Raw genomic sequence first — 26,393 nt, forward strand, 5'->3', positions numbered from 1 at the left:
ACATCGTAGGTGCTGTCTGGGCCAATGCACCAGCGCGGGCGGACTCGGAACGCCGAAGTTCCTATCTACTCGCGAGTACGGTATGTGCGTAATCTCCGCTGGTAGCGTCGGATCCAGGCCCGACGGATCGGAAGAAAGGGGCGAATGCCCATGCGGCGGCGCTGGAAGCTCGCGGGTGGCCCACCTGTGCTCGCGCTGGCACTGGTACTGACCGGTTGCGGGGCGGCCGAGGATTCGCCGCCGGTGGTGGTGAGTTCGCTGACGCTGGCGCCGCACCCCTCGACCGTCGCCGGTTCCCCGCCCACCGCCTCCGCCCAGGCCACCGACACACCCCAGCCCACCGGTTCGTCCGCGCCGATCGCGAATCCGTCGCCGACCACGCCCGGGGTGCCGGCGGCGGATCCGTTCCCGGATCAGCCGCTCATCGACCACGCCCAGTGGTCCGACGATTCCGACGGCCGCCGGTTGCGGGTCTATCCGACCCAGGCCGGGCGCTCCGACACCTTCCCCGCCGCGCTGGGGCGGGCCTGGCAGGAGGTGCTCACCTCCACGCCCGACGCCGATTCCCCCGGCATGTACGACCAGTTCCGCTGCCACTGGGAGTGGGCACGAGTGGTCCAACCGGACAAGACCAGCTGGAATCTCGAACCGTGGCGGCCCGCGGTGGGGTACGACGCGACCGTGGCGGCCCTGTGCAATCCGGGCGGACCCGACCGCTGAGCGGTCGTTCGATGCGGTAACGAAGCCGTACCGACGAAAGCGGTTGCCCGCGAGAACCTTCGAGCGCACCGGCAAATGTGCGTATCGTTGGTGACGTCCAGCGCGAACTCCTGGGAGGGAGGGTTCCGGTGCGCGCTTCCGCAGCCGCGACCTCTACGCCCACGCCGCCCGCCGCCGCCCGGGGACCGGCGCGCACACCTCTGCGCGGGCTCTTCCCCGCGCTGACCGAAACCTCGAACATCTACCTCGATTCGGCCTCCACCACCCAGAAGCCACTGCCGGTGATCCGCGCGGTGCACCGCTATCACAGTGAACGCACCGCCAATGCCGGACGCGGCACCTACCCGTGGGCGAGCAGCCTGACCCATCGCATCGAGACGGTGCGCGAGCGGATGGCCGAATTCATCGGGGCCGCAGCGGATGAGGTGGTGTTCACCAGCGGGTCCACGGCCGGTCTCAATGCGGTGGCGCTGTCGTGGGGGCTGACCACGTTGCGCGACGGCGACGAAATCCTCTACAGCCCACGCGATCACGCCTCGAACGTGTACCCGTGGCATCATCTGCGGCGGTTGCTGGGCGGGTTCGGGCGCACGATCCGGCTGGTGCCCTACCGGGTCACCGAGCTGGGCGAGGCCGATGTCGAGGATGTGGCCGCGCGCATCACCCCGCGCACCCGGCTGATCACCGTGGGGCATCTGCATCATGTGTTCGGGGCGCTGACCACCCTCGAGGAGTTGCGCGGGCGCATCGATCCGGCGATCGCGCTGTGTTTCGACTGCAGCCAGTCCGGCGGGCATCTGCCGGTGCGGGTGGCCGAGCTGGACGCGGATTTCGCGGTGTTCTCCGCGCACAAGATGTTCGGGGCGCCCGGGACCGGGGTGCTGTACTGCCGCCGGCGGCGCCACGATGAACTGACACCGTTTCTGCCGGGCGGCAATTCGGCGGTGTCGCTGGGTGATTCGGGGCTGCTGGCCGGTTCGATGCCGCAATTGCTCGAGGGCGGCACCCACAACATCCCCGGCATCCTCGCGCTCGGCGCTGCCCTCGAGGTGCTCGACGACCTGGGCCTGGATGTCGTCGCGGGCCACAATCGAGCGCTGACGCAGCGGCTGATCGCGGGATTGCGCCCGATCCCGGGTGTGGAGTTCCTGCCGGGTCCGGCGCATGCGCCGTGCGAAACCGGCTACGGGATAGTGTCTTTCACCCTCGACGGGATCAGCGCCACCGATCTCGGGTTCGTGCTGAGCGAGCTCGGGTTCCTGGTGCGCACCGGTGCGCACTGTGTGCCCGCCGACGATGTGCCGATGGACGAGGACTCGGTGCGGGTCAGCACCCATGTCTACAACACCGTCGACGAGATCGACCGGTTCACCGAGTGTGTCGCCACGATTGCCGAGGAGGTCTCTTGACCATGTCCGGCCCCGAACCCCGCTACGACCGGCGTGCCGCCTCCCGGGTGCTGGCCGCGCTGGCCCGGCCCGGCCTGGGCGCGCCCCCGGTGCTGCCGCCGCCGCGGCACATCGAATACACGTGCGCGGCACTGCAATCGGAACCGGGCTCGCACCTGACGCTGTCGCAGCGGCTGTACCTGGAACGGTTCATGCGCCCGTGCCGCGCCGACCAGGTGACCAGCGCGACCCATCGCATCGCCTGGACCGACACCGACGGGATCCCCAATACCGGGCACTACCGGGTGGGCGGCCTGGGCGCGATCGTGCCCATCGCCATGCGCGAGACGGTGCTGACGCTGTGGCACGCGCTGCAGGCCGATACCGCACTGGCCCAGCGCATCTCGGAGCTGACACCGCGCGACGAGGCGGTACTCGAGGGCACCACCACCGACCACGAGCCGTCGGAGATCTTCCGGGTGGGCATCGAGGCGGCGGGGCGAGCGCTGGCCCAGCACGCGCTGCTGGCGCGGTGGACGCCGTATCGGACGCCGGCCGAATTCGCGGTCGGCATGCGGGATTCGGGGATCTACGGCGCGGTGGCGACGCGCTGGTTCTGGGAGCTGCAGGCCTCGAGCTATCGGCGCGGCATGATCGCGGTGAGGCTGTCCACCCAACCCGATGGGACCGTACGGTATTCGGCCGAGACGGTGGCGACGCTGCGCGCGATGAAGGACATGACCATCGAGGACGCGCACCGGGTCATGCGCCGCGCCACCCACACCGAGGGTTTGACCGTGGCCGAGGCGATCACGAAATACCACGACGAGCTGGATCTGATCTCGCGCCAGTACGCACTGCTGCCGCCCGGGACACGCCCGGCGTGCCTGGCGGCCATGCCGCATCAGCTCGACGGGGAGCACTACAGCATCCTGCCGGTGGTGATCGACACGTTCACCGATGTGTTCACCCACATCGTGGACCGGGTCACCGTCGCCGAGGTGGCGGCCGACACCGGTTCGGACACCGCGGAACTCGCCGCCGAGGACCAGGTGTTCTATGTGCCCGACATGACCTGCAAGCACTGCATCCGCACCATCACCGGGGTGCTGGAGTCGATGAGTGTGGGCGTGCAGGACATCGACCTGAACAGCAAGCGGGTGGTCGCAGAGTTCCGCAGCCCCCGCAACCGCCATCGCGTGTTCGAGGCCTTGCGCGACAGCGGCTACAACCCGACCGCGGTCACACCCGCGACCAGCGAATCCGCCGTATGACGGCTGCCGCACCGCCGGGACTGCCGGCGAAGATGCATGCGCTGGTGCGGGAGTTCGTGGCCGCGCCGCACGCGGTGGCCGACGCGGTGGCCGAGTTCGGGTCGCCCGCGCATCTGGTGTTTCCGCAGGTGTTCGCGGAGAACCTGGAGCGGTTGCGCACGGAGCTGGCCGCCCGGGTGCCGGGATTCCGGATCTGCTACGCGCACAAGGTGAATCAGTCGCGGACATTCGTGGAGGCGGCGCGGGCGGCGGGCGCCGGGATCGATGTGGCCTCGGCGGCGGAGCTCGACAGTGCGCTGAAGGCGGGGTTCGAGCCCGAGCGGATCGAGGTGACCGGACCCAAGGGTGAGGGGTTCGTGCGGGAGCTGGTGGGCAGCGGGGTGACGATCAACGTGGACAATGCGTGGGAGCTGGAACGCATTGCGGCGCTGGCGCCGACGCGAGTGCCGGTGCTGGTGCGGGTGTGCGGGTTCGCGGGGACTCCGGTCAGCCGGTTCGGGGTGCCGCTGCATCGCGTCGATGCCGTGCTGGCGCTGCTGACGGCGCAGCGGGAGCGGATCGAGTTCCGCGGGTTCGCCTTTCACCTGGATTCGGGGGAACCGGCCGAGCGGGTGCGGGCGGTGGAGAGTTGCCTGATGTTGACTGAGCGCGCGTACGGGTACGGGCTCGCGCCGTCGGTGCTGAATATCGGGGGCGGGTTCCGGCAGGTGTTCACCGCGGACGCGGATGCGTTCGATGCGTATGTGCACGCGTTGCGGGAATCGCTGGTGGGGCGTGGTGAGCCGATGACATGGGGCGGCAACACCTTCGGGTTCCATCTCGAGGACGGCGCGGTGCACGGGACACCGGTTTTTCACAAATACGCCAACATTGTGAGTGCCGACCGGATGCTGGCAGACCTGCTGGATACGGGGCTGGAATCGCAAGGGGGCCGCACTTTTGCACAGGTGGCTGGGGAGAACTCGATCGAGATCTGGCTGGAGCCGGGCAAGGCGCTGGTCGATCATGCCGGAATCACGGTGGCGCGGGTGGAATTCGTGAAGGAGACCGCGGACGGCAGTACGCTGGTGAATCTGGATCTGAGTCGCGACACCGTCACCCCGGCCGATCAGGAGGTGATGGTGGACCCGATCCTGGTCCCCGCCCGCGATGTCCCGGACCCGAGTTCCGGTGCGGCGGGGGTGTTCCTGGCCGGGCGTTTGTGCCTGGAGCGGGATCTGATCACCAATCACAAGGTGTGGCTGCCGCGGCTGCCTGCTCCCGGGGACTTCGTGGTCTTCCCCAATACCGCTGCCTACCACATGGATTTGTCGGCAGCGCGTGCGTCCATGCATCCGGTGCCGCCGAAACTGGCGGTGGTACAGCGGTCCGGGACGTTCTCGGTGGGCCGCGACGTCGACTGGCACGAGGTGCACTGATGCGCTACGACCACATCACCGAACTGATCGGCAATACCCCACTGCTGCGGCTGGATCCGGCCGTGCACGGGCTCGCGCACGTGGAGCTGTACGCGAAACTGGAGTTCTACAACCCGTTCGGGTCCGTGAAGGACCGGGTGGCGTGGGGCATGATCCGCGACGATCTGGACGACATCGTCGCGCAGAAGAAGACGTTGATCGAGGCCTCGAGCGGCAATACCGCCAAGGCGCTGCGCATTCTGGCGGCCATGCACGGGATCGGGTTGCGGGCGGTGACCAATCGGATCAGGGTCGCCGAGGTGCGGGAGCTGTTGCAGTTGCTGGGCACCGACATCGAGGAGCTGCCCGGTTTGTCGGAGTGCCCGGATCCGACCGCGCCCAACGACGTGTACTCGGTCATCGAATCGACCATGGCGCGCACGCCCGGGGGCTGGTATCACCCGTCGCAGTACACCAGCGAGAAGAACATCGAGGCGCACCATCACGGAACCGGGCGGGAGATCCACGAGGATCTGGCGCGTGACGGCATCACCCGGGTCGACTATCTGATCGGCGGGCTGGGCACCACCGGGTCGACGCGCGGCACGGCGACGTTTCTGCGCAAACACAATCCGGAATTGAAGACCATCGCGGTGGTGTCGGAGCGCTCCGATTTCATTCCCGGTATCCGCTCGGAGACCGAGATGTGGGATGTGGGGCTGTTCCAGCCCGATTTCTACGACCGCATCATGGCGGTCGAGGCCGGGCGCGCGGTCGACGCGACGCTCGAACTGGCCACGGGGCACGGTGTGCTCGCCGGACCCACCAGCGGCGCGGCCTATGCCGCGGCCCTGGAGTTCCTCGGGACCCTGGAACAGCATGCCGCCCAGGCCGATCCGCTCGTCGCGGTGGTCATCGTCTGCGACCGCCTGGAACCGTATCTGTCCTACATCCGCAAGCGCCGCCCGGAACTGTTCGGCAAACCCGGGCGCGCGCCGGCCCCGACCGCGGCCGAATTGTCGGCCACCCCGGTGCTGTCCCCCGATGAGCTCGAGCAGCTCGACCGCACGGCCCGCCCGACCATCGTCGATACCCGGGGCGCGATGGCCTACCGGATCGCGCACGTGCCGGGCGCGCTGAACATCCGCGACGACCACCTCGACGACATGCTCACCCAGGGCATCCCGTTCTCGCGTTCGCGCCCCGTGGTTTTCGTCTGCCCGGTCGGTGAGGTATCGCGGCGCTTCGCGGCCCTGGCTCGCCGCGCCGGGTACGACGCGCACAGCCTCGCGGGCGGCATCACCGCGTGGCGGGATGCGGGCAAACCCATGGAATCCGCGCCGCGACCCGAATGAGTCACGGGGCAGCCGCTCCTCGGCGGCCCCGACCGGTGGGGCACCGCGCCACGGGCACAGCGCCTACGGCGCTCACCTACTTGGTGACACGTTCCTTACTGGCGCGTTTCCCGTGGGTTCAGCCGGACTGAAGCTACTTCGTCGGGAACCCACCGCTTTCGGTCATGAAAGCCTCTTTGCGGCGGCGGGTTTTCAGCTTGCAGTCCGTTCAATGGTGATCAATCAGGTCGAGTGGGTGTTTCGCGAACGTGATCCGCAGCAGCTACTCCGTATGCTTCGCCCGAGGAGGTGGACATGTCCGATGACACACCGGCAATTCCGTCCTGGGTGCCCCGAGACTCATACCCCTTCGAGCACCGCTATCTCGACCTGGGTGGCGCTCGCGTCCATTACGTCGACGAAGGCATCGGTCCACCGCTGCTACTTCTGCACGGTAACCCCACCTGGTCGTTTCTCTACCGTGAGTTGATCACCCATCTCAGCGGCCAATTTCGCTGCATCGCTTTGGATTACCCCGGGTTCGGCCTCTCACGCCCGGGCCCTGAATACGGTTTCACGCCCGCCGAGCACGCGAGGGTCGTCGAGCGATTCGTCACCGAGCTCGACCTGTCGGGCGTGACGCTCATGGTGCAGGATTGGGGCGGCCCGATCGGGTTCGCGGTCGCGACGCGGCATCCGGATCGGTTCGCCGCGTTCGTGATCGGCAATACCTGGGCCTGGCCGAAATCGGATCTGGGAACGCAGGTGTTCTCCCGGACGCTGGGCGGTCCGATCGGCAGCTATCTGATTCTGCGTCGAAACTTCTTCGTCGAGAGGCTCATACCGCTCGGTGTCCGGCGCCGGAAGCTGTCGGAGTCGGTGATGGACGCCTACCGTGGGCCGTTCCCGACGTCCGAGTCGAGGCGTCCGATGCACGTGTTCCCTCGCGAAATCCTGGGCAGCCGACCGTTTCTCGCCGAGATCGAGCGAGGGCTGCCCGCCCTGGGTGACAAGCCCGCGTTGCTGGTGTGGCCGACCAAGGATGTGGCGTTCCGCGAACCGGAGCGTCGCCGCTGGGAGCGGGTCTTTCCCCAGCATCGCACCGTCATCCTGGAGGGCGCGGGCCACTACATCCAGGAAGACGCGCCCGAGCAGATCATCGCCGCGATCCGGGAATGGGCGCCGCAACGCGACGGCGAAGGTTGAACCAGCGACACAACCGTGTGGTTGGCGGCGTTACGGGGTGGTGCCGTCAACCAATTCGGCTGACGCCCGAGCCACCACGACTTCAACCACTGTAGAGAACCATCACGCGATAACTACCGCAACCCTTGTCCAGCGGTGGCGCCTCTTTGGACCCGGCATCCTGACCGATAGCACCCTCAGCTGGGCAGACTCCCCACTTGTGCATGTGGTCCATATCGATGACCACCACTCCGCCGAGGCCAAGGGCTGGACTGGAGAAGGGCCAGTAGTGATCGATGTCCTCGTGCATCGGTCCCCGCCGGTGAATCGTGTTGAGCAACAGGGTAACCGGGATCGGGGCGGGCGCCGGTGCGAAGTCGGTGAACTCGTGGAATCTGCACTTCGGCGTGCGGGGCGCTAAGGTGCCGGGGGTCGAATTCACCAGCGTTGCCAGGAGTTTCACCATCAGCATCGAGCCAGCCGCCGGTCCGGACACCGACCTGCGCATCACTCTGACCGTCTGTCATGCCGCCACCGTCGTGTGTTTCTCGGCGGGTGTCGTCTCCATCCTGATCGGTACCTATACCGATGCCGGGACGGTGTTCAACCTCGTCGGTGTGGTGCTGTGGCTGGTGGCGCTGGCCGCCCGGTTCGGGGTTTTCGCGATCACCCGGTCGCGGTCCGGGCACGCGGAGTAGCTCCGGTCGCCCGGCGGGGTGACTCCGGCGGGGTCCGTGCACGCCGATGGCGGGCGGGGTTGTTCGCTGGTGGCGAGCCGATGCCGGAATCGGTCATGGCGGCTGGCACGATGATCTCGTGGAGTGGGCGTTCGGACTCGTATTGCTGGTGTCGGTGGCGGTCGCATTGGCCGCTGGTGCGCGCCGGCTGGGGCTGGGTGAGCCGTTCGTGCTCACCGTCGCCGGGGTGATCGGCTCGTATCTGCCGCTGGTGCCGGAGTTCGATGTCGCGCCCGAGCTGGTGTTGCTGGGGTTGCTGCCGCCGCTGCTGTACACGACGGCGATCCGCACGTCGCTGGTGGACTTCCGGCCGAAGAAGACCACGATCACCCTGCTGTCGGTGGGATTGGTGCTGTTCACCGCGTTCGCGGTGGGCGGGGTGGTGTATTGGCTGCTGCCGGTGCCGTTCTCGGCGGCGGTGGCGATCGGGGCGATCGTGGCCCCGCCCGATGCGGTGGCGGCCACGGCGGTGGCGCGCCGGGTCGGGATGCCGCGCCGGATCGTGACGCTGCTCGAGGGTGAGTCGCTGTTCAACGACGCGACCGCGCTGGTGACCCTGCGCACCGCGGTGGCCGCCATGGCCGGCAGCGTGACGATGTGGGAGGCGGGGGCGAGTTTCGTCGGCGCGGCCGGTGGTGGCGCGCTCATCGGCGGGGTGGCGGCGATGGTGCTGGCGTTCCTGCGCCGGCGCATCAGCGATCCGGTGCTGGACACGAGTGTGTCGCTGCTGGCGCCGTGGATCGCGTATCTGCCCGCCGAGGGGGTGCACGCCTCGGGTGTGATCGCGGTGGTGACCTGTGGCCTGATCCTGGGTCACGGCGCCCCGCAGTGGCAGAGCGCGGCCTCGCGCATTGCCGAGCACACCAACTGGCGCACCATCCAATTCCTGCTCGAGAGCGCGGTTTTCCTGCTGATCGGCCTGCAGGTGCGGCATCTGGTCGAGGATGCCTGGCACAGCGGGCTGTCGCATTCGACGCTGCTGTGGACCTGTGCGGCGGTGCTGGTGACGGTGATCGTGGTGCGCCCGGTGTGGGTGTTCCCGGCGACCTACGCGGCCTGGCGGGTCGAAGGGCGGCGGCAGGGCAAACCCAAGCCGGAGTGGACCGGTCCGGCGGTGGTGGCGTGGGCGGGCATGCGCGGGGTGGTGACGCTGGCCGCGGCGCTGCTGCTGCCCGGTGACACCCCGGAGCTGGCGACGCTGCGGCTGCTGGCGGTCGTGGTGGTGGGCGGAACCCTGCTGCTGCAAGGCTTGTCGCTGCCGTGGCTGGTGCGGCTGCTGCGGTTGCGCGGGCCCAGTCAGGCCGAAGACCTCCTGCAGGAAGCGAATCTGCTGCAACAGGCCACTGTCGCGGGACTGAAGGCGCTCGAGGAGAACATCGCCCCCGAGACCCCGCCGGACGTGGTCGACGCCCTGCGCAACCGCGTGGTGGTGCGCGCCCAGGCGGCGTGGGAGTTGCTGGGCCGCTCCGAATCCCAGCGCGTCACCCCCAGCGGCGAGTACCGGCGCCTGCGCCTGGCCATGCTGGCCGCCGAACGCGAAGCCGTGCTGCGCATCCGTGATTCGGGCCAGGTCGATCAGGAGGTCCTGCAGGCGGTCATGGCCACCCTCGACATCGAGGAGTCCACCATCGACCGGGTCGCCGAGGCCGACGAGGACGGTGGCACCCCCCTGCGTTCCCCCGTCACCGCCGGCGCCTGCGAGCACCTGCGCGAGGCGCCGTGCGTCCGCACTCCCGACACCCCCGACGCCTGCGGCGAATGCCTCGACGAGGGCCTGGTCTGGGTCCACCTGCGCATGTGCCTGGACTGCGGCCATGTCGCCTGCTGCGACTCCTCCCCCGGCAATCACGCCACCAAGCACTTCGACAACACCGGTCACCCGGTCATGCGCAGCGTCGAGCCCGGTGAATCCTGGCGCTGGTGCTATCTGGACGAACTGCTGGGCTGACGGCGAGGTCGACGGCGCGATGGGCGGCCGAAGGCCAAGGGTACGAACAACATCAGGGCGATCGCCTGTGTGGCGAGGGTGAACACGACGACCGCGGTCACCGAATGACCGTAGAGCACGCCGATCAGGGTGGAGCCGGCCAGCCAGGCCAGACCGTAGACGGCGGTGAACACGCCGTATCCGGTGCCGCGGCGCGCGGCGGGGACCATGTCGGCGACCGCGGCGCGCAGGGTGGATTCGTGGATGCCCATCGCCGCGCCCCACACGATCGCTCCCGCCCACACCGGACCGGCATGGGTCGAGAACGACAGCAGCGGCACCACCGCCGACAGCGGCAGCGCAATCACCAGCCCCCGCAACCCGATCCGGTCGTAGAGGTGTCCCGAGGCCAGTGCGGCCAGTGCCGCCGCACCCATGGCGGCGGCGTAGGTGACCGGGATCAAGCTGTCGGGCAGCACGTGACGGGCCTGCAGGTGGAACGACAGCACCCCGAACGTGGCGAACCCGGCCATCGAGGTCGCGGTGAACGCCGCGTAGAGCCAGAATCGGCCCGGTAACCGGCCGTCGGCTCGCACGGTGGTCCCGGCGTCGTGATGGTCGGTTTCGTAGGCCACCGGCCGGGGCGCCGCACGCCGCAGCCAGGCCAGGGTGAGCAGCGCCAACGCGCCGGGAATGGCGAGTACTGCGAATGCGAGACGGAAGCCGGAGAGTGCGATCATGCCCGCGACCAGCAGCGGTCCCAGCAGCGCCCCGGATTGGTCGAGTGCCTCGTGCACCGCGAAGGCCCTTCCGCGCCCGATGCCCGATCCGGCGGCCTGGGCGAGCATGGTGTCGCGTGCGGGGGCGCGCACGGCCTTGCCGAACCGTTCGGCGACCACCAGGCCCGCGGCGGGCCACAGCCAGGTCGCCAGCGCCAGCAGCGGCACCGACACCACGGTCAGCGTGTACCCGGCGATCGACAATGCCCAGTGCCGGCCGGTGCGGTCGGACAACGTGCCGGTCACGAGACGGAACACCAGCGCGACCGCCTCCCCGGCCCCGGTGACGAAGCCGACCAGTGCCGCCGAGGCGCCCAGGGTGCCCAGATACGGGCCGGTGATCGACCGCGCCCCCTCGTAGACGACGTCGGCGAGCATGCTCACCACACCGAACGCCATCACGAACCGCAGCGGCGACAACCGATTCACCCCGGCCGCTCGATCCGCCGGCGCCCACTCGATCCCATCCGCCATGACCGACAGTCTCCCCCGTCGGCCGCCCTCGGCCCGGGTGGTCGCGAGCGGGTCGTCGCGACATGGGTGGCCGGCGCACGGGGTGGGACGTCGCAGCGTTCGGTCGCACCGGTCGATCGTCTTCGTGCGCAACGTTCTTCGCGGACCCGGACAGCCCGGTCGGTCACCGGCCACCCTTGACTTTCCTGCTGGGAAAGTGGACGCTTACTTTCCGGGTAGGAAAGTGAGGGGTCGGCATGGACGGCATCACTCCGGATCAGGCCCGTGCGGCGCTGGATGCGGCGGGGCGGGCACGGCGGCAGGTGGCCGAGGAGGTCGGGCTGCCGCGGGGGTACTGGTGGGGAATGGGTTGCGGCTGGGTGGTTTTGGGGGTGATCGGGGATTTCGGGCCGGGCTGGCTGACGGCGGTCGCGACGCTGATGTTCGGCGCGGGGCATTCGGCGCTGGCGTCGCGATTGCTGGACGGGCGCCATCGCACCGGCCGGGTTCAGGTCAGCGCGGAGGTCGCCGGGCGGCGCACACCGCTGGTCGTGATCACCATGCTGCTGGTCCTGGTCGCGCTGACCGTGGTGGCGGCCCTGCTGCTGGATGCCGATGGGGCCGGGCATCCGCGGACCTGGTCGGCGGTGCTGATCGCGGCCGTCATCGGGTTCGGCGGGCCGGAGCTGCTGCGGGCGGGACGTCGCTGGGTGCGCACGTGAGCGTGGCCCGCTTCGACGAATTGATCCATCCGAGTACGCGATTGAATCTGGTCGCGACCTTGGCCGCCGCGGATTGGGCGGAGTTCGCCTTCCTCAAGGAGCGGCTGACTCTGTCGGATTCGGCGTTGTCGAAGCAGCTGGCGACACTGGAGGACGCCGGGTATGTCGCGACCGAGCGCCGTCTCGAGGGCAGCCGCCGCCGGGTTCGGGCCCGCCTGACCCGCGCCGGGCGCGACGCCTTCGACGGGCACATCGCGGCGCTGCGGGAGATCGTCGCCGGGGCGACGCCACCGCGGACCCCCGCCGGCTAGCCGCTACCGGGCGGGCGAGGTGTGCGCGGTCAGTCGGTGATTCGCCATTCGTTGCGGTCGGCCATGGCGCGTGCCGACCAGCGGATGGCGTAGCCGATCATGAAGCAGGGCAGCGAGGTCAGCACGAATACCGCCGTCGCGACCACGAATCCGCTGACCAGCCCCATGATCAGCGACTGCAAGCCGGGATCGCAGCGGCTGGTGAACCCGGTGACCGCGGCGCAGTCACCGAAGGTAGCCTGCCCGTACAGGCGCGCCCACAACGTGATCACGGCCCAGATCGACAGTGCCAGTAGAACATTGGCGATGTACCAGCAGCGCACCAGTTTCCGGACGAAGATCAGTGCGCCGAGTTGCCCGGCGTCGAGCCCGTCGGCGACGTCCTCGTTGATTCCCAGATGCCGTCCCCAGCTGGAGGGCTCGGGGACCTCGGCGACGACGGGTTTGCTGGCGTACCGGCTTGCGGTCATACAGGTCGATCCTTCTGCACCTCGAACAGTCCACGGGCACAGGTTGATTCGCGGTGCCGACCCGAACTGAAGACAAATCCGGGTCGATCATTGCAGCAGCGGGCGGTTTCCGATGGTTTTGCGGCGGAATCGTGGTCGATCACAGTCGCGATGCCGGGCAGGTGTCGCGGCTTCGAATTGCGGTGCGACGGCGCCGAGGCCGGGATCGGGGGTGGCCTCGGCGCCGCCGTGTTCGCGGCGCCGCCAGACGCGGGGACGCGGGTGCGGGCCTCGGGGAAGAGACGCGCGGGCATCCGGTGCCGTGGGCGTCTGCGCGTGTCCGCCCGGGCACGATTCGGACGACAAGAACGGTAGCGACATGGTAGCTGCACCGCTCGGCGAGCGCGAGAATTAGGGGATCGTTAGGGGCATCGGACTTTTCGGGCCGATCGGGTGCAGCTGGACGATAACCGCTGATCATGAGGCCGCCGCGACCACCTGGATGGTCCGGAACGAGTAGTCCGATACGCGCGTGCCGGGGGTCCTCAACGCCGACACTGGTGGAATGCGCCATTGGCGCGAAAGATCCCATTCCTCCGTATATCTGGGGAGATGATCGACGATGATCCGGTCACGGAAGTCGGCCCTCACCGCATTCACTACCTTCGCCGCCGCAGCCGCGGCGCTCGTGCTCGCCGCGCCGCAAGCGTCGGCGTATGTCACCAGCGTCAGCGTGTCCAGCGGGTCGAGCATCGGTCTCGGCGGCGGCTACGGCACCAACTGCTCGTACACGGTCACCGTGAACGGCAGCCCGTACGAATACGTCTGGCTCTACGACAGCAACACCGCCACCTTCGGTCAGCAGCAGTTCAGCCTCGGCAGCGGCGGCACCGGGACCTCGAGCTGGACGCCGACCTCGACCGGGGTGCACTACATCCAGGCCTGGACCTACAACGGCTCGCAGTGGGCGCTGGTGACGGTCAACACCGGCATCAACCTCGGCAGCGCCTGCGTGGTCACCGGCTAGCGGCGCGGGCCCGGTCCACGCGAGTACCCGGTGGTCCGGTGCCGGGTGTGCGATCGCATCCGGCACCGGGCCGATGGTTTCGGCCCGGTGCGCCGATCAATCACGCGGGAGCGGGTAGTCGCGGTGATCGGACCAGATGCCGGCCACCGCGCGGACGGTCGGGCACGGCCACGCCGCCGGTTCCTGGCCGCCACGGGAGTCGGGCTGCCGGCACACCGAGCAATGCCCGCCCGTGTCGGGGGTGTGCTGGCCGAGGATCAGCCGCAGCGCCGCCTGGTGCCGCAACAGTTCCTTGGGTGTCGGTGCGCCGGGCAGGAACACCGACGACGGGGCGGTGCGGCTGCCGCGGCGGCGCACGTAACGCACCCATTCGTATTTGATCTCGCGGCCGGTGTCCTGGAAGTCGCGCTCGAGTTTCAGAGCGAATTCGGCGGCTTCCTGCTGCTTGTCGAGGCGGCCCGCGATGAACGCGCTGATGTCCATCCACCCACGGTAGTCGGCACTGCCGACATCGCCGCGAATCCGCCCGCCGGTGCCGGGTGCGCGATACCGCCCGGCACCGGGCATTACTCTTGACCCGGTGCACACCGAGCAGCCTCCCTCCGACGCCGAGCCCCGTATCTGGGGTGGAACGACCCTCACCGAACGCCGTGAGGCGCGCCGCGCCGCGTTGCTCGAGGCCGCACTGGATCTGATCGGCGAGTCCGGCGCGGGTGCGGTGACCATGCGCGCGGTGTGCCGGCGCGCCAACCTGACCGACCGCTATTTCTACGAATCCTTCGCCAGCCGAGACGAATTGCTCGACGTGCTCTACCGCCAGATCGCCGAGGAGTTCCTGGATCCGATGACGGCCTTCGCGGTCGCCGACGATCCGGACCGCGATCGCGCGCTGTCGGAGACGCTGGTGGCGAAGGTGCTCGAGGATCCGCGCAAGTCGAGGCTGTTTCTGGTGGAGCCGTATTCCTCGACGGGCCTGGGGCAGACGACGATCGCGGTGATGCCCGCGTTCACCCGGTTGATCCAGGATCACCTGTTCGCCCATATCGAGGATCCGGTGCGGCGGCGGCTGGCGGCGGTCACCATGGCCAGCGGTAATGCGGGCATGTTCTCGGCATGGCTCAATGGCACGCTGCGCGCCACGCGCGAGCAGATCGTCGACCATCTGGTGGAGACCATCGACGCCTATCGCGGCGTGTATCGCGGCTGACCCGGGCGGTTGGCCCGCCCGGATCCGCTTGCGGCGCAGCGGGTTCGGGCGGGCCGGTCAGGCGGACGGAACCGCGGCGTGGACGCGGTCGAGTGATCGGCGCAGTATGCGCACCCAGGGTGACCATCGGGCCGGTTCGGCGGGCGGGTGCCCCATTTCCGTGGCGGCGCGATCGAGCAGCTCCTCGAGCACCGCGTCGTGCAGCCAGCGGATGGCGAGGCTCCACAGCAGCCGGCCCCGCGACGTGCGGGCCCGCGCGACGATGAGATGCCGCATCACGCAACCCCGTTCGCCGCGATCGATGATCTCGAAGGTGTGCGTGCCGGCGAAGGGCATGCTCGGCGCGAAGGTGAACTCGACGGCGCGCCCGGGTTCGTAGGCGGTGCAGACGTAGCGGATGCTGCCGTGCCCGCCGTCGGCGCCGACCTGTAGCGGCCGATCCAGGATCAGAGGCGGCCAGTGCTCGCCGGGCCAGAGCGGATTGCCCGGCTCGGCCACCGTGTCGAGCAGGGCTCCGGCCTGCTGCGCCGACACCGGTAGTTCTCGCTGGTGAATGTTCCAGATCATCGACTCACCCGTTCCGTACGGTACCGTATGTTCCGGTTCCATACGGTACCGTACGGAGCTATGGCGGAGAAGAGGCGACGGCTCAGCCGTGACGATTGGGTCGCGGCCGCGCTGGCGGCGCTCGGCGAGGGCGGCGTGGGCGCGGTCGCCATCGAACCCCTGGCCGCGCGGCTGGGCGCGACCAAGGGCAGCGCCTACTGGCATTTCGCGAATCGGGACGAGTTGCTGGCCGCGGCCCTGCAGCGCTGGGAACACGAGGAGACCGATGCGGTGATCGCGCTGGTGTCGGCCGAACCCGATCCGGCGGTCGGGCTGCGGACGCTGCTGGGCGCGGCGCTGGCGCATCCGCAGGAGAAGCTCGCGGTGCTGCTGGCCGGGGCGACCGATCCGCTGGTGGAGCCGGTGCTCACCCGGGTCACCGTGCGGCGCATCGAGTATCTGGCCGAACTGTTCACCCGGCTCGGTTTCGCCGCACCGGTGGCGAAACATCGTGCGGCACTGGCATATTCGGCATACCTGGGCACGGGCCAGCTGTGGCGGACGATGCGCGGCACGCTGCCGGCCGACCAGGAGGCCTGGGAGTCCTACGTCGACGAGATCTGGCGGGTGCTGACCGCCCCGAGTCCGACCGCGTACGAATCGGCGCCGGACGGCGCGGAGTCGCCGCGAGATTCGGGCTAGACGCTCAGGGCCGCACCGCGGCCGTGGGTGAGCACCAGGTCGAGCAGCCCGGGGAAGCGGGCCTCGAGGTCCTCGGTACGCAGCCGGTTGAGGCGGCGGGTGCCCTCGTCGCGCTGACGGATGACGCCGGCTTCGCGCAGGGTTCTGAAGTGCCCGCTCTGGGTGGATTTGCTGATCGGCAGGTCGAAGGTGGTGCAGGCCAGTTCGCCGGGCTCGGCGGCGGCCAGGCGGGTGACGATGGTGAGCCGGACGGGGTCGGCGAGGGCGGCCAGCACGGTGCTGAACCGCAGTTCGTCGCGGGCGGGGTGAACCAGTTCGGTCGCGGTTCGGCTTGCCATGGTGTCCAGGCTAGTCCACATGTTCACAAATTCCGAACATCCTGTTATGTTCGGAATTATCGAACATGTCTGTGCCGGGAGGACGCCATGACCGTCGAGCAATCCCCCGCAGCCGTCCCCGAAGACGCTGCCGCCCCGCAGGATTCACCGCCCGGGAGCGGTATGCGGTTCTGGGGCACCGCCTACACGCTGCTGATCCTGTTGACCGGAACCAATGTGGCCACGCCGCTGTACCACGGCTACGCGCATCGGTTCGGATTCTCACCGCTGGTGATGACGCTGGTGTTCGCGGTCTACATGGGGGTGCTGATTCCCGCGCTGCTGATCGCCGGTCCGGCCTCGGATGCGCTGGGGCGGCGCCGGATTCTGCTGCCCGCGCTGGCGCTGGCGGCGCTGGGCACGCTGGGTTTCGCGCTGGCCACCGACGTGGTGTGGTTGTTCGCGGCCCGCATCCTGCAGGGGATGGCGGTCGGGGCGGCCTCGGGCGCGCTCACCGCCGCGCTGACCGAGCTGGAACCGCACGGTGACCGCCGCCGCGCGGCCCTGGTGTCGGCGGTGGCCTCGGCGGGCGGCATGGGCCTGGGCCCGGTGCTGGGAGCCGTTCTGGCGCAATATCTTCCGGCTCCGTACGTGACACCGTTCGTGGTGGAGCTCGCGCTGCTGGTCCCGGCCGCGGTGGCGGTGGCGGCGCTGCCCGAGACCGCGACGGTCACCCGGTGGCGGCCGCGGCGGCCGAGTATCCCGGCCGGGATGGGTGCGGTCTTCACGGCCGCGGGCACGGGTGCGTTCCTGGGTTTCGCGGTGGTCGGCGTCTTCCTCACGCTGATCCCGACCTATGCCGCGACCCTGTCGGGCAGTGCGAATCTGGTGGTCGGTGGCGCGGCGGCCGCGCTGCTGCCCGCGGCGTGGGCGGTGGCGCAGCTGGTGGGTTACGGCAAACCCGAACGGGCCCTGGACTTCACGGGATTCCCACTGCTGGCGGTGGGCCTGGTACTGCTGGCGGTCGCGGGGGCGGTCTCCTCGCTGCCGTTGCTGTTGTTCGCGACGGTGCTGGCCGGGGCCGGTCACGGTCTGGTGTTCCTGTCGGGCTTGACCGCGATCAATGCGGCCGCGCCGGCCGATCGGCACGCCGATGTGCTGTCGACCTATTTCGTGATGGCCTATTGCGGCAGCGGCGGCCCGGTCATCGGTGTCGGCCTGCTGGCGGGCGCGGCCGGTTTGCTGGCCGCGGTGCAGATCTTCGCGGCGGTGGTGGCGGTGCTGTGTGTGGTGCGGCTGGTGGCGCGGGTCGCGGTCGAGGCGCGACGCTGACTGGAGCACGAATGCGACGGCGCTCACGTCGGGTTGCCGATCGCGGCGGGCGGGTGTTTACTTCTGGTCGCAAGGTGCCGTCGTTAGCTGAGGCTCCTTCACGGATACAGGCCGGCGATCCCGAACGTCGAGAGACGCCCCGGATCAGGACAGGTTTCCCCGAGCTAAGGGGATGCCCCGACCGGCTCCCGCCACCCGTGGCGGGTTTACGCCGTGGAGTGCTGAAGGTCTTACGAGGGGTGGTACCCGTACCGGCGATGTCGCGCCGGTCCCACTCCCCCGGCATGCGTGCGTGTGGCGTCGAGGAGGTGGTGGTCGTGCCCGATGGACCGGATCGAGTTCCGTTAGCCAATCGTTCACTCGGCGTCACTCCTGCCCTCTCCTGGCCGCTGCCCCTACCCCGGTAGCGTCCGAGTCCGGAGCGCGCCGTCCTCCGCTGGGAGATCGAGATGACCATGTGGGAAATGCTGCTGCGGCTCGGCACGGGTGTCGGGTTGGGCGCGGTGATCGGGTTCGAGCGTCAGTTCCGGGCCCGGATGGCCGGACTGCGCACGAATTCGCTGGTCGCCGCCGGGGCGACCTTGTTCGTGCTGCTGTCCGCGCACGGCTTCGGCGGCGCCTCGGCGGATCCGACTCGTGTTGCGGCGCAGATCGTTTCGGGTATCGGCTTCCTGGGCGCGGGGGTGATCCTGCGCGACGGGTTCAATATCCGCGGCCTGAACACCGCCGCGACGCTGTGGTGTGCGGCGGCGGTGGGTGCGCTCGCGGGCGCGGGCATGTATTCGACCGCGGTGGCGGGCACGGTGGCGGTGGTGGTGGTCAATACCGCGCTGCGCACGGTGGCGCGCACGGTGGATCGTCCCGGTGTCGACGAGGTCGAGGCGCAGGAGGCGTTGTACGCCTTCCACGCCGACACCGACGACGCGCACGAGGCGCACGTGCGGGCGCTGCTGGTGCAGTCGCTGACGCGCACCGATTTCCGGCTGGTGTCGATCTCGAGCCACGACACCTCCCCGGGCCGGGTGCAGGTGCGGGCGGAGTTGACCGGTGACCGCCGCGACGACCGGCAGATGGAGGCCGCGGTGAGCCGGTTGAGCCTGGAGCCGTCGGTGACCAGCGTCGGGTGGCGCACCGTGCCGCTGCGGGTGGAGGCCGAGGAGTGAACCGCGCTGCGGTCGTATCCCGGCCGCATCACCGCCGATCCGCGCGCGTCCTGAGTCACACCATCGCAGACGGGATCACCGTGGTCAGGCCGCCGTCGACGAGCAGGTCCTGACCGGTGATGTAGGAGGCGTCGACGGAGGCCAGGAATGCGACGGCGGCGGCCACCTCGTCGCTGTCGCCGACCCGCCCGAGCGCCACCCGTGACCCCGCGGTGGCCTGCGCGTCGGCGGAGGCCTCGGCCCGGTAGGCGGGGGTGTCGATGTAGCCGGGGCTGACCGAGTTCACCCGGATCCCGCGGGGCGCCAACTCCGCCGCCAGCGTCCGCGTCAGATTCTGCACCGCCGCCTTGGTCGCCGAATACAGTGCGGCGCCGGGCGCGCCCCGATACGGGGCGAAGGAGGCGTTGAGGACGATCGCACCCCCGTCGACCAGCAGCGGCAGCATGTGCTGCACGGTGAAGAACGCGGCCTTGAAGTTGATTCCCACCACCCGATCGAACTCGTCGCCGGTGACCGCCGAAACCGGTTGGAACGCACCGATTCCCGCATTCACGAACGCCACGTCCAACCGCCCGAACCGCTCGGACACCACCCGCGCCAGCGCCGCGAGATCCTCGGGCTCGGTGGCGTCCCCGGCCACCCCGATCGCCCGCTCCCCCAGCTCGGCCACCGCGGTGTCCAGCCGGTCCTTGTCACGCCCGGTCACGATCACCCACGCCCCCTCCGCGACGAGCCGCCGCGCGGCGGCCAGCCCCATCCCGCTGCTACCGCCGGTGATGAGCGCGACCTTGTCCTGGAACCGGAACCCGTTGTGTGTCATGGCTTCAGCCTGCCGGGCCGCGCGATGGGTAAACAGTGCCCAGTTATCGTGGGTGTGTCACCACCACCTTGCCGAGCACGGCTCGCGCCGGCGCCGCCGATCGTGACCGTTGTCAGTCCCTCAGCTCGCAGATGACGACCGGGATCTCGCGGGTGGTGCGCTCCTGGTAGTTCGCGTAGCCCTTGTATGCCGAGGTGATCTGCGGCCACAGTTCGGCTCGCTCGCTGCGATCCGCGGTGTGTGCGTGCACTTTTCGCCGCCGGCCGTAGATCACCAGTTCGGCATCGGGGTGCGCCTGCAGGTTGCGGTACCAGTCGGGGTTCCGGTCGTCGCCGCCCTTCGAGGCGACCAGCACGACCCGGTCGGCGTCATGGACAGGCGCGGTCAGGTAGCACGAACGCGGCAGTCCCGACTTCCGCCCGACCGTGTGCAATTCGACCACCGGCATCCCGAATGGGTTGGCCAGCAGTTTGTTCCCGCTGACGGTGAGGACGACCCGGTGGGCGAGGTTCATCAGTTTGGCCCCGCCGTCTTTCAGTGCGTACTTGTGCAACGCCTGCCCTTGTCCCTGGTGCATTGCAGCCTTCTACGATGGCCGCCGGAGTCGAGTTAGCGCTGCATACATTACCAGAAATGTGAGCAGGGTCAACATTACTGGGTTGAGGCCCGCGAGGACGACACGGACACGGTGCCGGCGAGCTCAGGCGGGTGGGGCCAGGCGGAGGCGGTGGAGCTGGTCGAGACGGTCGGCGGTACCGGTGCCGGCGCGGGGGTTGTAGAGAACCAGGTGGCGGTCGGATTGGTCGGCGAGAATGAGGGTGGTGGCGTCGAAGTGGAGTGCACCGGCCTCGGGGTGTGCCAGCGCGTTGACCGCCTGCTGGGCCGGGCCGACATCGTGGCGCGACCACAGGCGCGCGAATTCCGGGCTGCGCGAGGCGAGTTCGGTGATGACCGAGTCGAAGCCGGGGTCGCCGGGGCAGAGTGCGGAGTCGGCACGGTAGGCGGCCACGACCGCGGGTGCGGCCTCGGCCCAGGTCTGTGGCATGGCCAGGTAGCGCGGATTGGTGAAGTAGGTGACCAGGCAGTTGCCGCCGGGGCCGTCGTAGCCGAAGACGGCGCGGGCGGTGTCGTTGTAGGCCAGCACATTCCAGTAACGGTCGCGCAGAACGGCGGGGCGGGGATTCCAGGCGTCGAGCAGGTTGCGGGTCTCGGCGCTGATGCCGGTGCCGCTGTCGGTGGCGGCGCAGGGCGGGTTGAGGCCGGTCAGGACGTAGAGGTGAGCGCGTTCGGGGGCGGTGAGCCGCAGGGCGGCGGCGACAGCGTCGAGAACGTCGGTGGAGACGGTGATGTCGCGGCCCTGTTCGAGCCAGGTGTACCAGGAGACGCCGACGCCGGCGAGGACCGCGACTTCCTCGCGGCGCAGGCCGGGGGTGCGGCGGCGGCCCGCGGCGGGCAGTCCGACCTGATCGGGGGTGAGGCGGGAGCGCCTGTCGCGCAGGAACTCTCGCAGGTGGTCGCGTCGTCGGCCCGCTGTGTCCATACTTCACGCTAACAATCACGCAGGTCCGTTTCGTTCGGGTCCCGGCTAGCATCAGACCGAATTCGGGTCTCGAGGGGGGCGGATGCGGCAGATTCTGGTGGCGGCGATGGTGGCGCTGGCGGTGTCGATCACGGTGACGCCGTTGCTCATCCGAGTGTTCACCCGCCATCGGCTGGGGCAGCAGATCCGGGCGGACGGCCCGGCGAGCCATCTGGCCAAGCGCGGCACCCCGACCATGGGCGGGCTGGCGATCCTGATCGCGCTGTGGTGCGGGTACGGGGCCGCGCACCTGGTGGGGATGTCCTACGGGGGGACCGGCACGACCGCGTCGGGGCTGCTGGTGCTGGGGCTGGCGACCGCGCTGGGCGCGGTGGGTTTCCTCGACGATGTCATCAAGTTGTCCCAGCAGCGCAGCCTGGGGCTGACCGCGTCGGGCAAGTATCTCGGGCAGGTCAGTGCCGCTGTGCTTTTCGGGGTGCTGGCCCTGCATTTCCGGGGCGGTTCGGGGCTGACGCCGGGCAGCCGGCAGGTGTCGATCGTGCGCGACATCTCCACGGTCTCGCTGGGGCTGACCGGGTTCCTGCTGGCGGCGATCTTCCTGGTGGTGGCATGGTCGAACGCGGTCAACATCACCGACGGCCTGGACGGGCTGGCGGCGGGTTCGGTGGGTCTGGCGCTGGGGTCGTATGTGCTGGTCACGTTCTGGCAGTACACCCATTCGTGCGCGGTCAAGGCGGTGCCGGGCTGCTACACGGTGCGCGATCCGCTGGATCTGGCGCTGGTGTGCGCGGCCGGGACGGCGGCGTGTACCGGATTCCTGTGGTGGAACGCGGCTCCGGCGAAGATTTTCATGGGTGACACGGGGGCGCTGGCGCTGGGCGGGCTGCTGGCGGGGTTGTCGATCACCACCCGCACCGAGCTGCTGATGGTGGCGGTGGGGGCGTTGTTCGTGGCCGAGATCCTGTCGGTGCTGCTGCAGATCGTCATGTTCCGCACCACCCGCACGCGGCTGTTCAAGATGGCGCCGTTCCATCACCATTTCGAGCTGACCGGGTGGCCGGAGACCACGGTCATCATCCGGTTCTGGCTGCTGGCCGCGATCGCCTCGGCCACCGGATTGATCGCCTTCTACGGTGAGCACCTCACCACCACCGGCTCACGGCTGCCCTGAGACCCGGACATGCCCTGGGACCCGGAAATGCCGTGTGGCCCATCCGGAAGCGTTTCCGGATGGGCCACACGGGTTTTCGAGTCAGTGCACCGCGACGGGCACGTCGGCCTCGGCGGGTGCGGCCGGTTTGGCGCGGGGCAGGAAGAACGCCGGGATCAAGGTGGCCACCAGCAGGCACAGCGCCACCACGAAGGTGTGGGCGAAGGCGCGCGCGGCGAGGTCGAAGCCCTCGCCGAGCAGGGTGTGCGGCAGCTGCGCGAGCTGGCCGCTGTAGCGCGACCCGATGGCCGCGTTGGCCAGCGACGGGTCGGGGGCGCCCGGGGGCAGTTGCACGCCCTTGTCGCCCAGGGTGTCGCCCCGATTGAGCAGGCTGGTCAGCACCATGGAAATGGTTGCGGTGCCGATGGATCCGGCGGTCTGGTTGACGATGTTCATCAGCGTCGACCCGCGTGCGACCTCGCCGTGGGTCAGCGTCTGGATGGCGGCGGTCATGGTCGGCATCATGGTGCAGCCCATGCCCAGACCCATCACGAACAGCACCCCGCACAGCAGTGTGTATGGGGTGTCGGCCTTGACCTGGGTCAGGAACGCCATGGACACCGCCATGACGGTGATACCGGTGAGCACGATCTTGCCGGGCCCGATCTTGTCGACCAGCCGGCCCGCGATCGGCATGGTGAGCATGGCGCCCAGGCCCTGCGGGGCGATGAGCAGACCGGCGGCCAGGGTCGATTCCCCGCGCACCTGCTGCAGATACGACGGCAGCAGCAGACCGGAGCCGAAGAACGCCATGGCGAACAGGGTCATGGTCATCACCGCGTAGCGCAGCGACTTGTTCTGGAACAGCCGCAGTTCGATCAGCGGGTGCTCGGTGCGCAGGGCGTGGAAGACGAATCCGATCAGCAGCGCCAGGCCGATGATCGCGGGGATGAGCACCTTGGCCGATTTGACGGTGCCCTCACCGGGAATCGAGGACACGCCGTAGAGGAAGGCGGCCAGACCGGGTGAGGCCAGCAGCATGCCCAGAAAGTCGAAGCTCTGCGAGGGTTCGGGGTTGTCGCGCGGGAAGACGACGAAGGCCAGGATCAGCGCGATGATGCCGATGGGCAGGTTGATCAGGAAGATCCAGTGCCAGCTGAAGGATTCGATCAGCCAGCCGCCCAGGATCGGGCCGCCGATCGGGCCCAGCAGCATGGGCACGCCCAGTACGGCCATGACGCGGCCGATGCGCTGCGGGCCCGCGGCGTGGGTCATGATCGTCATACCCAGCGGCATGAGCATGCCGCCGCCCAGGCCCTGGAGGACGCGGAAGGCGATGAGGGACTCGATGTTCCAGGCCGTCGAGCACAGCACCGAGCCGAGCACGAAGAACACCAGCGCCATCATGTAGAGGCGTTTGGTGCCGAAGCGGTCGGCTGCCCAGCCGGTGAGCGGGATGACGGTCGCCAGGGCAAGGGTGTAGCCGGTCATCGACCAGGCGGCGATGGCGTAGGTGGTGTCGAAGTCGTGCTGGAAGGTGGGGATCGCTACGGTCACGACGGTCACGTCGAGGATCGACATGATGGCGCCGAGCACCACGACACCGGCGATTTTGAAGACGCCGATGTCCAGTTTGTCGTCGGCGGAATCGGCCGCCACGGTATCCGGAGGGGTGGTCACCGCTTCAGCCTGCCAGCCGGTCGGTTACGAAACCAGCACATATTGATATCGGCGTTTCGGCGGCATCCGGGCGGCATCGCCATCGCGTCTCATTCCGCCGGTGGCGGCCAGCCGTCGTCATTGTCGTAGAAGTTCTCCGCGGCCGCGTCGGCGGCGGCCTCGGCCCGCATCTCGAACTCGGAGGGGTCACCCGGATCCGGTTCGCGCACATCGCTTCTGCCCTCGGAATCAACGGGATCGACGGGGATGCGATCGGTGCTCACGAGGGGATCCTCTCTGCAGCGCGATGGTCGCCAGGAGCCGGATCAACCGATCATACCCAGCAGTAGCAAATGTCCGGCGATTTCCCGGGCGCCCCGGTCGGGCCCCGCGGCGCGCGTACGCTGGCGTTCTCGAGCGATCCAGTCGAGGAGATCATTCGCGATGACCGACCCGGTAGTGGGCCTGACCGGTACGCTGACCTCGCCGATCCGGGGCAAGGGACTCCTCGGTGAGGTGCAGGTCGCTATTCGAGGGGGGACCGAGCTCTACATCGCCCGCGCCGAGGAGCCGTTGGCGGCCGGCGCGACCGTGCTCGTCGTGGCCGTGCATCCGGGGCGCATCGTCGATGTTGTTGCGTGGATTCCCCTTCCGGGCGATCGATAGATCGAGAACTTCTTTCCATGAGTAGAGGGAGACAGCGATGCTCGGGTACCACGTTCCGGCGCCGGACCAGGCGATGCTGGTCAGCGGCGGCCGCGGCGGCAAGGACAACGCACCGTTCCGGGTGATCATCGGGCACGGCGCGTGGGTGGTGCCGTTGTTCCGCAAGGTGCGGTATCTGTCGCTGGCCATGTTCGAGGCCGAGATCGGCGAACGCTGCGTCACCAAGCAGGCCATCCAGCTCGATGTGCGGGCGGTGATCGCGTTCAAGGTCGCCAACGACACGCAGTCGATCGTCAATGCGGCACAACGGTTCCTGTCCGAGCAGGAGCGCGAGATGAGCGTGCTGACCGGGCGCATCTTCTCCGGGCATCTGCGCTCGATCGTGGGTTCGATGACGGTGGAGGAGATCATCCGCGAACGCCAGAAACTGGCCGACGAGGTGCTGGTGGCCTCCAAGGTGGAGATGAGCAATATCGGGCTGTGGGTCGACTCGTTCCAGATCCAGCACATCGACGACGGCAACCTCGGCTACATCGCGGCCCTGGCCGCCCCGCACAATGCCGCGGTCAAGCGTGACGCGCAGATCGCGCAGGCCGCGGCCGCGCAGCTGGCGGCCCAGGCCGAGCAGGAGTCCCAGCGCAAGCAGGCCGAGTATCAGCGCGAGACCGCGATCCTCAAGGCGCAGTATCAGCGCGATATCGACAAGGCCAATGCCGAAGCGGCGCAGGCGGGTCCGCTCGCGCAGGCCACCGCCCTGCAGGAGGTGCTGTCCGCGCAGGCCGAGCAGGCGCGCAAGCAGGCCGAGCTGCGCGAGCAGCAGTTGCAGGCCGAGGTGGTGAAACCGGCTCGGGCAGAGGCGGATCGGGTGCGGATCCTGGCCGAGGCCGAGGCCGATCGCACCCGCATCCAGGCCGAGGCGGCGGCGTCGAACAACCGGATCGCGCTGGATCAGCTGCTGATCGAGCAGTTGCCCGAGATCGTCAAACAGGCGTCGGTGGGCTTGTCGAAGGCGAATCTGACCGTGCTCAACGGCCCCGACGGGGTCTCGGAGATCGTGAACGGCATGGTGGGCCAGGGGCTGACGGTCTTCAATTCGTTGCAAAAGGCACTTTCCTCCAACAATGATCAGCCCGCGGACTAGAGTGACCGCCAGAGGGACGCGGCGACGAGGAGCGGGTGTTTAGGTGTCCATCGGGAAATTGGTGTCGTTCGACAGTTCTCGGGGTTTCGGATTCATCCGTCCGGAAGACGGTGGTCCGGATGTGTTCGTGCACGTCAACGACATCGGGCTGGACGAGGACGAGTTGCGCCAGGGGCGGGTGTTCGAATTCGATGTGACCGAGGGTGATCGGGGCCCCAAGGCGATCAACCTGGCGGTGGTGCCGGGGCAGTCGGCTCCGGTGCGGCACGCCAAGGGCAAGGATCATCGCGGGTCGGGGCAGATGAGCGCGGCCGAGCATCGCCGGCTGATCACCGAGTTGCTGCTGGATGCCTCGCCGCAGCTGACCGCGGCGGAGATCATCACCATCCGTGACCGGCTCACCGCCTTCGCCGATCAGCACGGGTGGATCGAGAACTGACCGGTTCG

At 68.9% G+C, this 26,393-nt stretch carries 29 protein-coding genes and 1 riboswitch; of the genes, 19 read left to right on the plus strand and 10 right to left on the minus strand.

The window, feature by feature from the left end:
• Positions 1–144: 144 nt before the first annotated feature.
• The 8 genes from ABZV44_RS07370 to ABZV44_RS07405 all read left to right on the plus strand — a co-directional run bounded on the left by ABZV44_RS07370 (position 145) and on the right by ABZV44_RS07405 (position 9,983).
• Positions 145–720, plus strand: coding sequence for a DUF2599 domain-containing protein (locus ABZV44_RS07370; protein WP_354833012.1), 576 nt, complete (start codon positions 145–147; stop codon positions 718–720).
• Positions 721–848: 128 nt separating this feature from the next.
• Entirely contained in the window at positions 849–2,129 is a 1,281-nt protein-coding gene (locus ABZV44_RS07375) for an aminotransferase class V-fold PLP-dependent enzyme (RefSeq protein ID WP_354833014.1), read from the plus strand.
• A 2-nt stretch (positions 2,130–2,131) separates the two neighbouring features.
• Positions 2,132–3,382: a heavy-metal-associated domain-containing protein gene (locus ABZV44_RS07380; RefSeq protein ID WP_354833140.1), complete on the plus strand. Its 1,251-nt coding sequence runs from the start codon at positions 2,132–2,134 to the stop codon at positions 3,380–3,382.
• A complete protein-coding gene (locus ABZV44_RS07385; RefSeq protein ID WP_354833016.1) occupies positions 3,379–4,800 on the plus strand; it encodes a decarboxylase in 1,422 nt (473 codons plus the stop codon). The genes ABZV44_RS07380 and ABZV44_RS07385 overlap by 4 nt, the downstream gene beginning before the upstream one ends.
• Complete coding sequence (locus tag ABZV44_RS07390) at positions 4,800–6,134, plus strand: pyridoxal-phosphate dependent enzyme (RefSeq protein WP_354833018.1); 1,335 nt, start codon at positions 4,800–4,802, stop codon at positions 6,132–6,134. Before ABZV44_RS07385 ends, ABZV44_RS07390 begins: the two co-directional genes overlap by 1 nt.
• A gap of 294 nt (positions 6,135–6,428) precedes the next feature.
• A complete protein-coding gene (locus ABZV44_RS07395; protein ID WP_354833020.1) occupies positions 6,429–7,319 on the plus strand; it encodes an alpha/beta fold hydrolase in 891 nt (296 codons plus the stop codon).
• 311 nt (positions 7,320–7,630) lie between these two features.
• Complete coding sequence (locus tag ABZV44_RS07400) at positions 7,631–7,996, plus strand: hypothetical protein (RefSeq protein WP_354833022.1); 366 nt, start codon at positions 7,631–7,633, stop codon at positions 7,994–7,996.
• Between the two features lie 118 nt (positions 7,997–8,114).
• Positions 8,115–9,983 carry a Na+/H+ antiporter gene (locus ABZV44_RS07405; RefSeq protein WP_354833024.1) on the plus strand — a complete coding sequence of 623 codons (1,869 nt, stop codon included), beginning with the start codon at positions 8,115–8,117 and terminating at the stop codon, positions 9,981–9,983.
• On the opposite strand, the gene ABZV44_RS07410 is transcribed toward ABZV44_RS07405, so the two are convergent.
• Positions 9,959–11,215, minus strand: coding sequence for an MFS transporter (locus ABZV44_RS07410; protein WP_354833026.1), 1,257 nt, complete (start codon positions 11,213–11,215; stop codon positions 9,959–9,961). The two genes, ABZV44_RS07405 and ABZV44_RS07410, sit on opposite strands and share 25 nt — an antisense overlap.
• A 236-nt stretch (positions 11,216–11,451) precedes the next feature.
• Between ABZV44_RS07410 and ABZV44_RS07415 the strand changes: the two genes are divergently transcribed.
• Entirely contained in the window at positions 11,452–11,916 is a 465-nt protein-coding gene (locus ABZV44_RS07415; protein WP_354833028.1) for a hypothetical protein, read from the plus strand.
• Positions 11,913–12,227: a transcriptional regulator gene (locus tag ABZV44_RS07420; RefSeq protein WP_354833030.1), complete on the plus strand. Its 315-nt coding sequence runs from the start codon at positions 11,913–11,915 to the stop codon at positions 12,225–12,227. Before ABZV44_RS07415 ends, ABZV44_RS07420 begins: the two co-directional genes overlap by 4 nt.
• Before the next feature lie 29 nt (positions 12,228–12,256).
• Here ABZV44_RS07420 and ABZV44_RS07425 read toward each other — a convergent pair whose 3' ends face one another.
• The gene (locus tag ABZV44_RS07425) at positions 12,257–12,697 is read right to left on the minus strand and encodes a hypothetical protein (protein ID WP_354833032.1); all 441 of its coding nucleotides are present in this window, start codon (positions 12,695–12,697) and stop codon (positions 12,257–12,259) included.
• A 601-nt stretch (positions 12,698–13,298) separates the two neighbouring features.
• On the opposite strand from ABZV44_RS07425, the gene ABZV44_RS07430 reads away from it, so the two are divergent.
• Entirely contained in the window at positions 13,299–13,703 is a 405-nt protein-coding gene (locus ABZV44_RS07430) for a hypothetical protein (RefSeq protein WP_354833034.1), read from the plus strand.
• 96 nt (positions 13,704–13,799) lie between these two features.
• On the opposite strand, the gene ABZV44_RS07435 is transcribed toward ABZV44_RS07430, so the two are convergent.
• A complete protein-coding gene (locus ABZV44_RS07435) occupies positions 13,800–14,186 on the minus strand; it encodes a DUF6221 family protein (RefSeq protein WP_354833036.1) in 387 nt (128 codons plus the stop codon).
• A gap of 97 nt (positions 14,187–14,283) precedes the next feature.
• Here ABZV44_RS07435 and ABZV44_RS07440 point away from each other — a divergent pair, with 97 nt between their 5' ends.
• Positions 14,284–14,910 (plus strand): TetR/AcrR family transcriptional regulator, encoded by a 627-nt coding sequence (locus ABZV44_RS07440; protein WP_354833038.1) that lies wholly within the window; start codon positions 14,284–14,286, stop codon positions 14,908–14,910.
• Positions 14,911–14,967: 57 nt separating this feature from the next.
• On the opposite strand, the gene ABZV44_RS07445 is transcribed toward ABZV44_RS07440, so the two are convergent.
• Entirely contained in the window at positions 14,968–15,477 is a 510-nt protein-coding gene (locus ABZV44_RS07445; protein ID WP_354833040.1) for an SRPBCC family protein, read from the minus strand.
• Positions 15,478–15,537: 60 nt separating this feature from the next.
• On the opposite strand from ABZV44_RS07445, the gene ABZV44_RS07450 reads away from it, so the two are divergent.
• Positions 15,538–16,158: a TetR/AcrR family transcriptional regulator gene (locus tag ABZV44_RS07450; protein WP_354833042.1), complete on the plus strand. Its 621-nt coding sequence runs from the start codon at positions 15,538–15,540 to the stop codon at positions 16,156–16,158.
• Here ABZV44_RS07450 and ABZV44_RS07455 read toward each other — a convergent pair.
• Entirely contained in the window at positions 16,155–16,496 is a 342-nt protein-coding gene (locus tag ABZV44_RS07455) for an ArsR family transcriptional regulator (protein ID WP_354833044.1), read from the minus strand. The genes ABZV44_RS07450 and ABZV44_RS07455 overlap by 4 nt on opposite strands.
• 87 nt (positions 16,497–16,583) lie before the next feature.
• Here ABZV44_RS07455 and ABZV44_RS07460 point away from each other — a divergent pair, with 87 nt between their 5' ends.
• Positions 16,584–17,807, plus strand: coding sequence for an MFS transporter (locus ABZV44_RS07460; protein WP_354833046.1), 1,224 nt, complete (start codon positions 16,584–16,586; stop codon positions 17,805–17,807).
• A 72-nt stretch (positions 17,808–17,879) separates the two neighbouring features.
• A riboswitch (M-box (ykoK) riboswitch) is annotated at positions 17,880–18,055 on the plus strand.
• A gap of 201 nt (positions 18,056–18,256) precedes the next feature.
• Complete coding sequence (locus ABZV44_RS07465) at positions 18,257–18,970, plus strand: MgtC/SapB family protein (RefSeq protein WP_354833048.1); 714 nt, start codon at positions 18,257–18,259, stop codon at positions 18,968–18,970.
• A gap of 55 nt (positions 18,971–19,025) precedes the next feature.
• Here ABZV44_RS07465 and ABZV44_RS07470 read toward each other — a convergent pair whose 3' ends face one another.
• The 3 genes from ABZV44_RS07470 to ABZV44_RS07480 form a co-directional block, all read right to left on the minus strand.
• Complete coding sequence (locus tag ABZV44_RS07470; protein ID WP_354833050.1) at positions 19,026–19,790, minus strand: glucose 1-dehydrogenase; 765 nt, start codon at positions 19,788–19,790, stop codon at positions 19,026–19,028.
• A gap of 112 nt (positions 19,791–19,902) precedes the next feature.
• On the minus strand, positions 19,903–20,367 hold the full coding sequence (locus ABZV44_RS07475) for a nitroreductase family deazaflavin-dependent oxidoreductase (protein WP_354833052.1): 465 nt from the start codon (positions 20,365–20,367) through the stop codon (positions 19,903–19,905).
• Between the two features lie 123 nt (positions 20,368–20,490).
• Entirely contained in the window at positions 20,491–21,330 is an 840-nt protein-coding gene (locus ABZV44_RS07480; RefSeq protein ID WP_354833054.1) for a helix-turn-helix transcriptional regulator, read from the minus strand.
• 82 nt (positions 21,331–21,412) lie between these two features.
• Between ABZV44_RS07480 and mraY the strand changes: the two genes are divergently transcribed.
• Positions 21,413–22,501 (plus strand): phospho-N-acetylmuramoyl-pentapeptide-transferase, encoded by a 1,089-nt coding sequence (gene mraY, locus ABZV44_RS07485; protein WP_354833056.1) that lies wholly within the window; start codon positions 21,413–21,415, stop codon positions 22,499–22,501.
• 81 nt (positions 22,502–22,582) lie between these two features.
• On the opposite strand, the gene ABZV44_RS07490 is transcribed toward mraY, so the two are convergent.
• A complete protein-coding gene (locus tag ABZV44_RS07490) occupies positions 22,583–24,160 on the minus strand; it encodes a DHA2 family efflux MFS transporter permease subunit (protein ID WP_354833058.1) in 1,578 nt (525 codons plus the stop codon).
• A gap of 89 nt (positions 24,161–24,249) precedes the next feature.
• Positions 24,250–24,423 (minus strand): hypothetical protein, encoded by a 174-nt coding sequence (locus ABZV44_RS07495; RefSeq protein ID WP_354833060.1) that lies wholly within the window; start codon positions 24,421–24,423, stop codon positions 24,250–24,252.
• 160 nt (positions 24,424–24,583) lie between these two features.
• Here ABZV44_RS07495 and ABZV44_RS07500 point away from each other — a divergent pair, with 160 nt between their 5' ends.
• The 3 genes from ABZV44_RS07500 to ABZV44_RS07510 are packed head-to-tail and all read left to right on the plus strand — an operon-like array spanning position 24,584 to position 26,385.
• Positions 24,584–24,805, plus strand: coding sequence for a hypothetical protein (locus tag ABZV44_RS07500; protein WP_354833062.1), 222 nt, complete (start codon positions 24,584–24,586; stop codon positions 24,803–24,805).
• Positions 24,806–24,842: 37 nt separating this feature from the next.
• Positions 24,843–25,946, plus strand: coding sequence for an SPFH domain-containing protein (locus ABZV44_RS07505; protein WP_354833064.1), 1,104 nt, complete (start codon positions 24,843–24,845; stop codon positions 25,944–25,946).
• A gap of 43 nt (positions 25,947–25,989) precedes the next feature.
• The gene (locus ABZV44_RS07510; RefSeq protein ID WP_040863830.1) at positions 25,990–26,385 is read left to right on the plus strand and encodes a cold shock domain-containing protein; all 396 of its coding nucleotides are present in this window, start codon (positions 25,990–25,992) and stop codon (positions 26,383–26,385) included.
• Positions 26,386–26,393: the final 8 nt, after the last annotated feature.

The organism is Nocardia sp. NPDC004860, from assembly GCF_040609015.1.
Lineage (GTDB): Bacteria > Actinomycetota > Actinomycetes > Mycobacteriales > Mycobacteriaceae > Nocardia.

Coding starts and splice junctions, on each gene's coding strand:
- ABZV44_RS07450 (WP_354833042.1), top strand. CDS start 15,538: ATGGCGGAGAAGAGGCGACGGCTCAGCCGTGACGATTGGGTCGCGGCC.
- ABZV44_RS07415 (WP_354833028.1), top strand. CDS start 11,452: ATGGACGGCATCACTCCGGATCAGGCCCGTGCGGCGCTGGATGCGGCG.
- ABZV44_RS07410 (WP_354833026.1), bottom strand. CDS start 11,215: ATGGCGGATGGGATCGAGTGGGCGCCGGCGGATCGAGCGGCCGGGGTG.
- ABZV44_RS07385 (WP_354833016.1), top strand. CDS start 3,379: ATGACGGCTGCCGCACCGCCGGGACTGCCGGCGAAGATGCATGCGCTG.
- ABZV44_RS07470 (WP_354833050.1), bottom strand. CDS start 19,790: ATGACACACAACGGGTTCCGGTTCCAGGACAAGGTCGCGCTCATCACC.
- ABZV44_RS07465 (WP_354833048.1), top strand. CDS start 18,257: ATGACCATGTGGGAAATGCTGCTGCGGCTCGGCACGGGTGTCGGGTTG.
- ABZV44_RS07395 (WP_354833020.1), top strand. CDS start 6,429: ATGTCCGATGACACACCGGCAATTCCGTCCTGGGTGCCCCGAGACTCA.
- ABZV44_RS07445 (WP_354833040.1), bottom strand. CDS start 15,477: ATGATCTGGAACATTCACCAGCGAGAACTACCGGTGTCGGCGCAGCAG.
- ABZV44_RS07425 (WP_354833032.1), bottom strand. CDS start 12,697: ATGACCGCAAGCCGGTACGCCAGCAAACCCGTCGTCGCCGAGGTCCCC.
- ABZV44_RS07370 (WP_354833012.1), top strand. CDS start 145: ATGCCCATGCGGCGGCGCTGGAAGCTCGCGGGTGGCCCACCTGTGCTC.
- ABZV44_RS07435 (WP_354833036.1), bottom strand. CDS start 14,186: ATGGACATCAGCGCGTTCATCGCGGGCCGCCTCGACAAGCAGCAGGAA.
- ABZV44_RS07430 (WP_354833034.1), top strand. CDS start 13,299: ATGATCCGGTCACGGAAGTCGGCCCTCACCGCATTCACTACCTTCGCC.
- ABZV44_RS07505 (WP_354833064.1), top strand. CDS start 24,843: ATGCTCGGGTACCACGTTCCGGCGCCGGACCAGGCGATGCTGGTCAGC.
- ABZV44_RS07380 (WP_354833140.1), top strand. CDS start 2,132: ATGTCCGGCCCCGAACCCCGCTACGACCGGCGTGCCGCCTCCCGGGTG.
- ABZV44_RS07480 (WP_354833054.1), bottom strand. CDS start 21,330: ATGGACACAGCGGGCCGACGACGCGACCACCTGCGAGAGTTCCTGCGC.
- ABZV44_RS07475 (WP_354833052.1), bottom strand. CDS start 20,367: ATGCACCAGGGACAAGGGCAGGCGTTGCACAAGTACGCACTGAAAGAC.
- ABZV44_RS07460 (WP_354833046.1), top strand. CDS start 16,584: ATGACCGTCGAGCAATCCCCCGCAGCCGTCCCCGAAGACGCTGCCGCC.
- mraY (WP_354833056.1), top strand. CDS start 21,413: ATGCGGCAGATTCTGGTGGCGGCGATGGTGGCGCTGGCGGTGTCGATC.
- ABZV44_RS07455 (WP_354833044.1), bottom strand. CDS start 16,496: ATGGCAAGCCGAACCGCGACCGAACTGGTTCACCCCGCCCGCGACGAA.
- ABZV44_RS07500 (WP_354833062.1), top strand. CDS start 24,584: ATGACCGACCCGGTAGTGGGCCTGACCGGTACGCTGACCTCGCCGATC.
- ABZV44_RS07390 (WP_354833018.1), top strand. CDS start 4,800: ATGCGCTACGACCACATCACCGAACTGATCGGCAATACCCCACTGCTG.